Source organism: Shewanella hanedai, assembly GCF_007197645.1.
GTDB classification, from domain to species: domain Bacteria; phylum Pseudomonadota; class Gammaproteobacteria; order Enterobacterales; family Shewanellaceae; genus Shewanella; species Shewanella hanedai.
Genome location: NZ_VKGK01000002.1, coordinates 269,128 through 281,800 on the forward strand (window position 1 = coordinate 269,128; position 12,673 = coordinate 281,800).

At 44.2% G+C, this 12,673-nt stretch carries 7 protein-coding genes; 2 read left to right on the plus strand and 5 right to left on the minus strand.

All coding sequences use genetic code 11. The features are described 5' to 3' along the window. Positions 1-101: 101 nt before the first annotated feature. Together FN961_RS03050 and FN961_RS03055 are read right to left on the minus strand one after the other, a co-directional pair. Positions 102-1,928, minus strand: a complete 1,827-nt coding sequence (locus FN961_RS03050; RefSeq protein WP_143563062.1) for a glycoside hydrolase family 3 protein — start codon at positions 1,926-1,928, stop codon at positions 102-104. After that, entirely contained in the window at positions 1,929-4,160 is a 2,232-nt protein-coding gene (locus tag FN961_RS03055; RefSeq protein WP_143563063.1) for a glycoside hydrolase family 3 N-terminal domain-containing protein, read from the minus strand. Between the two features lie 294 nt (positions 4,161-4,454). Here FN961_RS03055 and FN961_RS03060 point away from each other — a divergent pair, with 294 nt between their 5' ends. Further along, positions 4,455-5,924: an MFS transporter gene (locus FN961_RS03060; RefSeq protein WP_143563064.1), complete on the plus strand. Its 1,470-nt coding sequence runs from the start codon at positions 4,455-4,457 to the stop codon at positions 5,922-5,924. 156 nt (positions 5,925-6,080) lie between these two features. Here FN961_RS03060 and FN961_RS03065 read toward each other — a convergent pair whose 3' ends face one another. Continuing rightward, entirely contained in the window at positions 6,081-6,818 is a 738-nt protein-coding gene (locus FN961_RS03065) for an alpha/beta hydrolase (RefSeq protein WP_185972712.1), read from the minus strand. Here FN961_RS03065 and FN961_RS03070 point away from each other — a divergent pair. Further along, the gene (locus FN961_RS03070; RefSeq protein WP_143563066.1) at positions 6,777-7,079 is read left to right on the plus strand and encodes a helix-turn-helix domain-containing protein; all 303 of its coding nucleotides are present in this window, start codon (positions 6,777-6,779) and stop codon (positions 7,077-7,079) included. The two genes, FN961_RS03065 and FN961_RS03070, sit on opposite strands and share 42 nt — an antisense overlap. A 35-nt stretch (positions 7,080-7,114) precedes the next feature. On the opposite strand, the gene FN961_RS03075 is transcribed toward FN961_RS03070, so the two are convergent. Both FN961_RS03075 and FN961_RS03080 read right to left on the minus strand, forming a co-directional pair. After that, the gene (locus tag FN961_RS03075) at positions 7,115-9,286 is read right to left on the minus strand and encodes a putative Ig domain-containing protein (protein WP_143563067.1); all 2,172 of its coding nucleotides are present in this window, start codon (positions 9,284-9,286) and stop codon (positions 7,115-7,117) included. Positions 9,287-9,648: 362 nt separating this feature from the next. After that, complete coding sequence (locus tag FN961_RS03080; RefSeq protein ID WP_143563068.1) at positions 9,649-12,645, minus strand: TonB-dependent receptor; 2,997 nt, start codon at positions 12,643-12,645, stop codon at positions 9,649-9,651. Positions 12,646-12,673: the final 28 nt, after the last annotated feature.

Consider the following 12,673-nt stretch of genomic DNA (forward strand, 5'->3'; position numbering starts at 1 on the left):
TGAGTGACAAAGCTGACTTTCAATCTATAGCCTGCGGCTCGCCGAATGTGCAAATACTTCAGTGACTCGGCGTAAATATGACTAGATGATTGAATCGTGACTTAGTACGTTAAACCGAACCCGAATGGAAAGAGGGTTGAAGGGGGGGCTTTTGCTGTGTCACTTTGACTATTTAGCTGTTTAGGCCAAGTGAATGACAGCTTGCCACTAAAATTGTAATCACCGAAGATGACGTCACTGACACCTTGCCCCTCAGAGCCCGGCAACCAAGCTGCGATAAAAGCATTAGAGCGCTCAATTTCTTGATTGATAACCAATGGCCTTCCGGACACAAGCACTGTCACAACTGGAATGCCTTTTTGCTTAAGCTCATTAATAAGCTGTAAATCTTCAGGATGTAATTGGGCTAATTCAAGGCTTTTTCCATAGGGGGCTAATAGGTTCATTTGACCATTTATCTGCGAGCCTATTTGAACAATGATGTCATCATTTTCTCGAATATCACCAACCCCTTCGGCGTAAGGGAGTTCGCCAATCACCACAATAGCCACATCATAGTCAGCTTGGGTTTCAATCACCTCGGCTAAGGTAGAGATAAGCTCAGCGTTAGGGGCTGCCTCTTTTATCCCTTCCCAAATAGAGCTACCACCTTGAATCGCATCGTTATCTGAAGTGCCTTGCCAATCGATAGTGAAACCACCACATTGGTTGCCTTTGTTATCGGCATTTTTTCCTGTAACTAGCAACCTTGATGCCTTATTTAAAGGTAACAAACTGGCGTCATTCTTGAGTAACACCGAAGATTTCCTCACCGCTTCTCTCGCCACTTCCCGATGCCCAAAACTGCCAAAGTTGCCACTATTCGCCCCCACTCGCATGCTAGGTTGAGGTTTTTCAAATAGGCGGCTTTTAAGCTTAACTGACAGTATTCTGCGCACGGCATCATTAATTCTCGACATCGGCACTCGACCAAGTTCAACATGACTTTTCAAATGTTCGCTAAACATCTGCCAGTGATTTGTAAGCATAAACATATCGATACCGGCGTTGACTGCCGTGACTACGCTGGTATAAAAATCATCTGATAAGTAATCAATTCCATCCATATCCGAAACAATGAAACCTTGGAAATCCATCTCACCTTTTAATACATCGGTTAATAAATATCTGTTACCGTGGCACTTATTACCATTCCAGCTATTAAATGAAGCCATGACGGTTAATGCCCCAGCTTCAAGTGCCGCATAATAAGGCTTGATGTGGGTATTATTAAGTTCAGTGAAATCAAGCAGCGTGTCGCCATGATCAATACCATGAGTGGTGCCGCCATCTCCGACCCAATGCTTTACACAAGTTAATATGCCAATTTCATTAAAATCTTTTTGAAAGCTATGTATGATCCGCTCGACGTAACGCTCTGCAATCTCTGGCGATTCAGAATAGCTTTCGTAGGTGCGGCCCCAATGTGGATCTTTGGCTACGGCTAAATTGGGCGCAAAAACCCAATCAATGCCAGTGGCAAGTACCTCAATAGAGGTCACCCCAGCAACACGGCCGACTAAACTGGGGTCATTAGCAGCTCCCAACCCGATGTTATGGGGAAAGATTGTCGCACCTTTGACATTGTTGTGGCCATGTATGGCATCTGCGCCATACAAAATAGGAATGCCCATGTGCTCTGCATCGCTATCGGTGGATGCCAGCCAATATTGATCCAACATCTCAATCCAGCCTTTGGGTGAATTGTCACTAGGGGCTGAACCTGCGCCGCTAAAGATGGATCCAATATGGTATTTTTTGACGTCATCAGGCGCACAGCACAAGCGTTCAACTTGCATCATCTGACCGATTTTTTGCTCTAAGGTCATTTGGTCGAGTAATTTATCGACCTTGGCCTGAATATTAGGATCGCGAAGTAGAGTTTTCATTCACATCCCATCGCGTGTGATAGTGAATTCAGTACGCAGATTGGTTTCGGAATCCCCACCTATCCAAACGTGAAATAACCCTGGCTCTGCTTTGAACACCATTTTTCTATCATGGAAAGCTAAATCATTAGTATGCAGAGTAAAAGTGACTCTCTGAGTGTCCCCTTGATTTAACACAATACGCTGAAACCCTTTTAACTCTTTGACTGGGCGAGTCACATTGCCAACAAGATCCCGAACATACAGTTGGACCACCTCTTCACAATCCTGTCGACCTACATTGGTTATTTGAGCAGAAATAGTCACGCTTTCTCCCAGAGAGATAGATGAAGGACTCACCTGAATATCACTATATTCCAACTCACTATAAGACAGACCAAACCCAAATGGAAACAGAGGAGAAAAATGGGTATCCAGATGTGTGGCCGCCATACCAAGTGACGTTTGTTGAGCACGCGCAGGAATATCCTTCATATGAACATAACTCTCATCGGTTGCAGGTTTCCCTGTGTTTTTCTGTGAGTAGTAAAGAGGAATTTGACCCACAGCCCTGGGAAATGTGATCGGTAGTTTTCCCGAAGGTGCGCTAACACCAAACAGCAAATCAGTAATTGCAGGCCCGCCCATCGTACCTGGGTGCCACGCGTAAAGGATGGCGTCGACCTTATCAATAATGGACGTCAGTGTAAGCGGTCTTCCCGCCATCACGACCAAGACAATCGACTTTCCCGTGGCGGCAACCGCTTCAATGAGTTGCTCCTGAGCGCCCGGTAGGTCGATGTTGGAACGACAATGCGCTTCACCAGATAAAATCGATTCTTCTCCTAAAAACATCAATACGATGTCAGATCCATGGGCCAGATCAACCGCCTCATCAAAGCCATCTTGTTGTTCACTGCGAGAGGTTGCTAGTCCTTGAGAAAATGTAATGTTGAGCTCTTGCTCTGCATAACTTTTCAATGCTTCTAAACAGGTAATACTGTGTTCAGCCTCTCCATCAAAAATCCAGGTACCCAACTGCTCATAGCCGTCATCCGCTAACGGACCAATCACAGCAATAGATCCAATGTCACTCTTTGTTAGAGGTAATATGTTGTTGTGATTTTTTAACAGCACACAGGACTTGGTTGCCGCCTCTTTTGCTGCTGATAAATGGGATGAGTTCAAGACAGGAGGAAGTTGTTCTGGGTCAGTGAAGGGTTGCTCAAATAAGCCTAGCTCATGCTTTAACGTCAAAATACGCGTAACCATGTCATCGACAACACTTAGCTTAACTTTACCTTCGTCAATAAGTGATTCAAGATGCTGTTGATAACTCGTACTGACCATCTCCATATCAATACCCGCATTAATTGCCTCAAATGCAGCCATTTTTTCATCTTCACTAAAACCGTGAGTCGTTAACTGTTTAATTGACTCCCAATCACTCACAATAAATCCTTTGAAACCCCACTCTTCACGTAGCACTTGCTTCATTAGCCATTCGTTACCCGTAGCGGGTATGCCGTTGAGCTCATTAAATGCAGACATAAAGGTCGCAGCACCCGCTTTTGCAGCCGCTTTAAAGGGAGGCAGGTACACGTTTCTTAATTCGTTTTCAGAGATACTAGCGGTGTTGTAGTCTCGTCCGCTTTCAGCTGCACCGTAACCAGCAAAGTGCTTAGCACACGATGCGATAGACCCATTTGCTGATAAAGAATCTCCCTGGAAACCGGTGATCATCGCTTCGCCGAGCACCGAACATAGATAAGGGTCCTCGCCTAAGCTTTCGGCAACTCGCCCCCAACGAGGATCGCGGCTGATATCTATCATGGGCGCAAAGGTCCAGTTGACGCCGACAGACGCAGCTTCTAATGCGCTCACTCTTGCGCCAGACTTAATTACCTCAACAGACCAGCTCGCTGCTTGCCCCAACGGAATAGGGAATATGGTTTTAAAGCCGTGAATAACATCTCGGCCAATTAACAGCGGAATGCCGAGACGGCTCTCCTCAACGGCAATGCGCTGCATCTCATTGAGCACGTCAAGATTCACCTCATTGATCACGGATCCCACGCTGCCACTGCGGATATGCTCTGCAAGCTCGTCTGATAAAAAACCACCACAACCGGAGCACTGGCTCATCTGCCCAATTTTTTCAACCAATGTCATCTTAGATAACAGAGTGATAATCTGTGGATGAGTCGCTTCGGCTTGATCACTTTTTAACTGAAATGGATGTTGTTCTGGCATTAGTTTTACTCTTCGCTTTATTCGCTTTAAACCTTTATTGGTTTTAAGTAAGAGCTCTGCAAATAATAATGGCTATCATTAATAATATGCATACCCAAGAGGTAAACAACTCAAAATAGTTAAAGCGGACTCAGTTTGAGGTAGGAGGGCAAAGTCAGCCCAACATAGATGCATAATCAGACAAATGCTTGATGACCATTTCAACGTCTTAAATGACCGACTCACCGTTTAGGTATTGTTTACCTTATCCATCTAGGTAGCTTGGCAGATAACATTTAGGATGGGATCCATGCGATGAACTCAAAAGAAACTAAAAAAATAGCAGCCCAAGATAAAATCCCCTCTATTCAAAAATTTATCTATGGATTAGGCGCATTCGTCAATAATTTACTGGGTGCAGCCATTGGCGGCATGCTAATCGTGCTTAATTTGGGTTTAGGTATGAACCCAGCTCTTGTTGGGCTATTAGGTGCACTCCCCAGATTAACCGACGCCTTAACAGACCCGTTGATGGGATATATCTCTGATCACAGCAAGACCAAATGGGGCCGTCGTCGCCCTTATATTTTCTTTGGTGCCATAGCGGCAGGCATAGTGTTCGCCCTATTATGGCAAGTGCCTAGGGATCAAAGTGAATCTTTCTATTTCTGGTTCTTTCTCATTGGCTCAGTTGTTTTCTATCTGGCATACACTGTGTTTGCCACACCTTGGGTCGCACTGGGTTATGAGCTAACCCCTGATTATCATGAACGCACCAGCTTAATGGCTGTGCAAAACTTTATGGGCCAAATAGCCTGGCTGACTGCTCCCTGGTTTCTCTGGTTTATGCAATCAGATCTGCTGTTTGACGATATGATAGAAGGAGCTGGATGGCTCGCTATCATCATCGGTGCCTTTACCATTTGTGTCGGTATTTTACCGGCTATTTTCCTCAAAGAACCTTTAAGTAAATCCGCTGTAGATAAGCAGATAAACTCAGATGATAACGAGGTTGCGAGCGCACCAAAGGTTAAAAAGGAAGAGTTTCCAGTGGGTATTGGAGACTTTTTCAAAGGCTTTTTAGCCACCATAAAATTTAAACCTTTTTTACGACTATGTGCCGCCACTTTTCTGGTTTTCAACGGCTTTATGATGGTGTCTTCATTTCAAACATACGTCATCATCTATTACGTATTCGGTGGCGATCAAGCATTAGGAGCTGAATATGCAGGTTGGTCTGGTACCGTGTCTGCCATCTCTACTTTTTGTGTCATATTTATCGTCACCAAGCTTTCAGCAAGCTTAGGAAAACGTCGCGCTTTCTATACTGTGACTGGCATTTCGATGCTGGGCTACGCGCTCAAATGGGTCTGCTACAACCCTGACTATCCACTACTACTTCTGCTTCCTCCGGTGCTTATCGCCTTTGGATTGGGTGGATTATTTACCTTAATGGGCTCAATGGTCGCCGATGTCTGTGATTTTGATGAACTCAAAACCCATGAACGCCGTGAAGGCATGTTCGGCTCTATCTATTGGTGGGTCGTGAAGTTAGGCATGGCTGTCGCCCTTGCTGCCGGAGGGATATTACTCAATGTCACAGGGTTCGACGTGGCCTTAGGCGGCGAACAAACCGCTGATACCATCTTCCTAATGAGACTATTTGATGTGGTTATTCCGATTGTCACCTCCGCTATCGCAATCTGGATGCTCAAGGGCTACCCCATCACCGAAGAGAAAGCCCATGAAGTTCGCCAAGAGCTAGAAGCACGTAAGCAAAGGTAACAGTACACTTAGCTTGATAACGAAGGCACCCATAGTTAATTTTTGATAAATAATTATGGGTGCTTTTTCACTACAGCTTAAAACAAAAACACCTGAGTAAATTGAATCCTATTTTGCACTGTGGAAATGTCAGTGACTTGATCATACAGTCAATAATTAACCTAACTGTGCTGTATCGATTATGCCTGCGGCAATATCCACATACTTATGTTCTTCAACAAAATGTCCGACATCTTCATAGGTTCTTATATGTCCAGCCACTTGGGGTAACGCCTCTAGCCATTGTTGCTGCACCTCTAAACGAGCAAGTGGATCCCATAGTCCTAGAAAATACCTTACGCCAATATTCTGTCCGCTTGGCCCCCAGCAAGCCGTTATTTTCCGTTGCATGTTTTTATAGAACTCAAAGTTATCCTGATGCCCTAAAACGGGGTCAGTATAGTAATAGCCATGCCCCCAGACTTTAGTTTGTTTTACGTTTCGTTGTGAGCTGAGCGAGTTTGCACGTGTTGAAAATATATCTCGATAAACCTTTTCATTGTCAGTGAGCCCTCCCGATAAAGCACGAGCAATGTAATTGAATACATGTTTGAAGAAACACCATTGACCGGCAGGCGACTCCATTACCATTGGAGCAATATGACGCCATAACCTCCAAGGTGTTCGGTACCCAATGGTATTCCATGATAGACACTTGAAAGGGAACCCTTGCGCATCGACCATCTCATGAGATGCTTGATCCGACAGTCCAAAGCCGATGTGATCCATGGCGATGATACGGCATGTTTTTCTCGAATTACGAATAATCTCATCCCTGACTCGGCTATAGGTATATGAAGATTCTGGATTACCATGAACAAAGACAATTGTACTTTCCGGCTCTCCTTCCCCCACTGTAATATCGTAGTAAAAAGCTTTTTACCAGCATCATTTCCCTCACACAGTAATCTGAGCATTGAATCTATAGCTGCTTTATTAGGATACGAAGATACTTCAAACTTTCGACGCGCATTTAAACGCTGGTTTGGAAGCTCGCCAAATATATATCGACAACAACATCTCAAACTTCAAAAAACAAAAAACAAAAAAGGATTGACGAGTATTCTCATCAATCCTTTGCAGGTATTAACCCATAGCTACAATCACGTTAGATAACTATCTGTTATTACCATACCTTTTTGTTCGATAACTTAATTACCAAACGTAATGTTATCGAAATAGACTGGAGTATCTACTGTTCTTCCATCCATATTGTCAGGGAATATGGCAATCACTTCAATGGCATCATTCTCAGGCAGACCAATATCGTCTGTAAAATCAATCGTCAACTCTTCCCACTGATTGATTAAGGTATTGGCTACCATTCTCGGAGGATGAGCTGCACCACTCAGTTTTTCAAACTTGACAGCCACAGGACTAATTTTGTCTTTATACACCCAAATTTTGACGATGGCATTGCTCGCATTTAGCGCAAATGGCGTCACGGAGATAACCTTAGCACCGCCCCACTTACCGCCATCAGATGCTGCAAGATTGAGCTTAGCGACAGTCGTTGACGTATTGCCAACTGCACTTGGATTATTAACAAAGGCCAGTGCTGGAGATGGATCGCCATTTTCAAAAGCTACCCAACTCGCTTGCTGACTTTCATCACCTTCAAAATCAATACCTGTAGCAACATTGATAATCGCGTCACCACCTGAATTTGAACTTACATTACCTGTAGTCAGTAATTTAAGGTTATCAATACGATAAACCGCACCAGCATTATCAGCCCAGTTAGGGAAAACCATGACATTGTTTAATGCAGATAGATCACCTAACGTACTTAAGTTGAATGAGTAATGAATCCAAGTATCCAATACTGGTACGGTAGGTAGATCTAATTCAACAGCCTCTGTGCCTTCTACTTTTAGTTTCCAGATCGTTGTTGCTGGCTCTGCAGTCATCTTCAAATCAAACTCAAGCGTGCCAGTTGCAGCATAACTGCTGGCATCAAAAGTGACACCTGTGCCGCCTAAATCTTCACGATTTGAGAAGCCAGCGACGGTCTGACCCGCAGTGCCAAACTCAACTGCGGCACCGTATGCAGCATCACCATCTGTGACTAACTCTGCACTCGCACCATTATCTCCCCACTGACTCCAATTTGAATCAAGCTGATCGGCAAAGATAGTCAGTGCCGAAGATGGCGTTGGTTCAGGATCTGGATCAGGAGTCGTTGCCGCGTCATTATAGAACTCGACGTTATCGATACTAAATACCGCACCGTCACCTGTACCCCATGCAGGGAACATCATGATCAAGTTAACTTCAGCCAACCCTAGCCCTGACACATCAAAGGTATAGTGCATCCAAGTGTCTAAAACAGGTGCTAAGCCTTCTTCGCTAGTGTTTAGGTTCACTTCAGCAAATGCACCACCGCCCTCTAGCTTTAACATCCAATTGGTATCACCCGCGGTTGGCATGGTATTCACTTTAAGATCAAACTCTAACATCGTTCCCGCAGGAGTAGTGAAAGCAACACTATCAGCAGCATCTCTTGCGTTAAAGCCAACAACCGTGTCACCTACAATGGTAAATTGCGTCACGTTTCCATAGTCAGCATCACCATCAGCAATAACAGCTGGAGTTGTACCGCCACAGCAGTCCCACGCTGGCCACAATGGATTAGCAGCATCTTCATACACAACCAATTTAGGCACTCTAGGCGCACTTTCCACAGCGATGGTAAATGTTTGGGTTACAGCATCTGAGCCATCATCAACCGTTAATGTGATCTCTGAGCTGCCGACATCAGCAGCAGCTGGTGTACCTGATAACACGCCTGAACTTGGATCAAACATCAACCAATCTGGTAAAGCTGAAGCTGACATTGTTAACGTATCGCTATCAGCATCGGTAGCAATAAGTGTATAGGTATAAACCGTGCCCACTGTCGCGGTGGTCATCGCAATACTTGTGACTACAGGGAGGTTATTAGCTGGAGCAGTGACAACCAGCGTAAATGTTTGAATCGTATCAATCGCACCGTCACTAACCACTAAAGTCACTTGGCTACTGCCGACATTTTCTACTGCTGGCGTACCCGACAGCATTCCTGTTGAGGCGTCAAACATTAACCATGCAGGTAAAGTTTTAGCCGACATCGTCAATACATCCGCACTGTCTACATCTGTCGCCGTAACCATATAATTATATGTGTCATTAGCTGTGACCGTTAATAGTGGGGTACTGCTAATCACTGGAGCGCTGTTAACAACAACCACCTCAGGAATCTCAGTTTTATCATCGGAACCACAACCGCTAATCGCAACAGCAATACTCGTTGCTAATGCAAGGGTTCTAAATTGAGTTTTCATATTTTTTCCTCATTATTATTTCTTTTATTTCAACTCACCCACTTTGCATTTATTCACGAAGCATGATTAATACCAATAAGTATAAAATTCACACACACAAAATAGATAAATCCAAAGTTATAGTGATATAAAAGTTAAACAATGAGGAAGCGATGAAGAGGCATAAAAAAGCGATGAAGTGGTAATAGGAAGTTTATTAATCATCAAGAGGAATCTTAATTCTATAACTTTAATTAATTGGACATCTTCACTATATTCCCACTCTATTATGAAATAAGTAAATATATATTTAAAATCTCACATTAAAAACGGGGTTCAAGGCATTATCCCTTGAACCCCGTGCAAATTTTTATTTAAATAATTTAGAAGCTCAGACGTCCTCCCAACATATAACGAGAGCCGTATTGTCTAGCGAACAAGAACTGCTCCTCGAAGCGACCATAGCCTTCTTCGGTCTCATTATTAATATTGATCCCCTCTAAGAATACGGTGAAGTTCTCAGTAATATCGTAGTTGACGCTGGCATCCAGTTGGCCAAATGGCTTGGCGAACTGAGGCGGTGCATCAGCAGAACCTTGAGACTGACCAACTCCGATAAGGTAGCTATCGCGCCAAGCATAGGTAAACTTCACTGACAGCTGATCATCTTCATAGAATGCCTGGAAGTTAGCAGAGTCCCCCAGACCGTCTAACGGGTGCTGCTCGACAAGGCTATAAGAGTCGAATTTCACATCACCATTAACAAAGGTCGCGTTTGCACCTAATCCAAAACCGGTTTCACCGAAGACGTGCTGTATCGCAAGCTCAATACCTTCAACCGATTTTTTGTCACTGTTTACTGGTGACTTCACATTCCAGACAATCAATGGGTCAGTGCTTAATGGCTCAATTTGACCTGCTGCATTACCGTAGCCATTGGCGATCATCTGATCAAAAATGGTGTTTTCTGTCACCGCAGTCCCTGCAGCTTCCAACTGACTGATCGTGTCTAAATACCTTGGGCTATTATAGACATCATGCAAGCCATCAATAGTGATTTGATTAGTGCTTTTAGAAACGAAATTACTTACATCTTTACTGAACAAGCCGATGGAAGCATAGCTGGCATCTCCGTAGTAATACTCAAATGATAGATCGAAGTTTACCGATTCAAGTGGCAATAAGCCTGGGTTACCAACTACACCAGTACGCGCGTTAACCTTAGGGCTGCCTGTAAGGCTACGACCTGCAACCATGTCGCCAAGCTCGGGACGACCAAGGGTTTTACTGGCCGATACCCTTACGAGCAGATTTTCGTAGACCTCGGCACTGATATCGATCATCGGTAACCAAACATCATATTCACCAGTCTGAGTAAAGAAGTTATCATCCCCTCCAGCCTCGTACTGGGTAACCCACTCAGAGGCACTAGCCCAAACTACCTGCTGCTCCACCTTCTGTTTAACGGTACTTGAAACCTCTGTTTTTTCATATCTTAAGCCGACATTCACATTTATCGGAATATCGCCAATATCAAACTCCCATGCAGAAGTGAAGTAGAGCGCAGAGGTCTCCTCTTCAATCAAATTGGAACTGTCTATGCCATCAAAATAAGGATCTGCAGAGTAGTAGTTTTCCCCTGCCACCCCTTCATTGATAAAGGCCAATTGCCTAGCCACAGCTTCGTCAAAATCATATCTGTAGAAATAATGTGGCTGCAGCGCAGAACCACCACCAGCTAGCTCATTGAGCAAACCAGAGGTACTTTCTAAGTGAAACATAGAATCAGGAAATATTTCAGCATAAGAGGGATTAAAGCCTGGCCCCCCACGTAATCCACTCCAAGCAGTGGTGCCAGAAAGAGTTTGCTTAGTATAAGAACCGCCAAAATCAATGGTGGTCAGATTATCAAGAAAATCTGGATACCAGTTGGCGTTGAACTGTGCTTGCTGAATATCTGACTCACCCGGCGAATGAGTAAACTGGCTAAAGTTGGAATCAATAGCACCAGGATTTAATTGATTGGTTCCGTTATTCCAGTTAATAGTCGTATGGGGAACCTCACCACCACGGTAGTCATAGATTTTAGAGATCAATTGATCTGAGCCTAAAATAACCTGACCTGCACCACCAATCCCTTTGTCAGCACCGTTATCTATCTTATTAGAGGAGTCATGGTAATCAAGGCTAAATGCCCATTCATCATTTAACGTCCAATCAATATTTAAACCAATAGACTCGGCGTTCACTTCTGTGGTGCTACGATTGGCAGTAAAAGACCCATCACCACCGCGAATATTGGAAAATAGTGCAGTACCATTCTCATCTAGCTCATAACCAATTAATGGAGCACCACTTGTTGAGGAGTTCCAAACTCCCCATCCATAGCCATTAATGCCTGTCAAAGCGCGAGTTACAATATAATCTGCAGTCAATACCAAATCATCAGAAGGTGCGTATTGTAGCGTGGCCATTGCATTGGTTCGCTCACGTTGCACGTCATTGATGCTGTAGTTCATATCTCGTGGGAAAAATGAAGGTGAAACTGGATCGCCATTAGCATCTTTGAAACGAGAGATTAGATTGCCATCAGCATCTCGGGCCCGAGCGTCAATAAAAGTTGATCCATCCGCACCTGGCAGTTGGCCATTGTCGGTTTGTGCAATCCAGCCCTGGCTATTAGCCGATTGCTGCTGAAAATCACGTTCCTGATGAGATGCGCTGATTAGAAAGCCCAAAGTGTCATCTAAAAGAGTCTGATTGTATATTCCGGCCACTTCCGGGGTAATATCGTCCCCTTCCACATTTGATTCGTCATAGATCCCTTTAGCTGAAAAACTAAATGATTGCCCGGGGTTATTTAGAGGTTTGCGAGTCACAATATTAACCGTTGCACCCAGTCCACCTGAAGGCATGTCTGCTTTTGCAGTCTTAATCACTTCAAGGGATTTTACTGCCTCAGAAGAGAGGTTTTCCAGATTATACGAGCGACTATAACCTGTACCTGGCATCTGTCTGCCATTCAAGGTGATCAGGTTATATTGAGGTCCAAAGCCCCTGACAGTGATCTCGCTGCCTTCACCATTTGCTCGGCTAACAGTAACACCTGTAATTCGTTGCAAAGATTCCGCTAAGTTAGTATCAGGAAACTTACCTAGCTCTTCCGCAGAAATAGCATCAACAACACCTGATGAGCCACGCTTAAGATCCATTGAGCGGTACAAACTGCCCTTAATACCCTTAACCTCAATAACCTCAATGGCTGTTTCTTTCTCAGCTTCGTTATTTTCCTCTGCCATCGCGAACTGGGCACTTCCCGTCCCTAGAACGATGGCCAAGGAAACCGACAAACGACTCTTTTTAAATTTCTTAATTAACATATCTGCCTCTTATTTTTGTTTGCAGAAG

Coding starts and splice junctions, on each gene's coding strand:
- FN961_RS03050 (WP_143563062.1), bottom strand. CDS start 1,928: ATGAAAACTCTACTTCGCGATCCTAATATTCAGGCCAAGGTCGATAAA.
- FN961_RS03055 (WP_143563063.1), bottom strand. CDS start 4,160: ATGCCAGAACAACATCCATTTCAGTTAAAAAGTGATCAAGCCGAAGCG.
- FN961_RS03060 (WP_143563064.1), top strand. CDS start 4,455: ATGAACTCAAAAGAAACTAAAAAAATAGCAGCCCAAGATAAAATCCCC.
- FN961_RS03070 (WP_143563066.1), top strand. CDS start 6,777: ATGAACAAAGACAATTGTACTTTCCGGCTCTCCTTCCCCCACTGTAAT.
- FN961_RS03075 (WP_143563067.1), bottom strand. CDS start 9,286: ATGAAAACTCAATTTAGAACCCTTGCATTAGCAACGAGTATTGCTGTT.
- FN961_RS03080 (WP_143563068.1), bottom strand. CDS start 12,645: ATGTTAATTAAGAAATTTAAAAAGAGTCGTTTGTCGGTTTCCTTGGCC.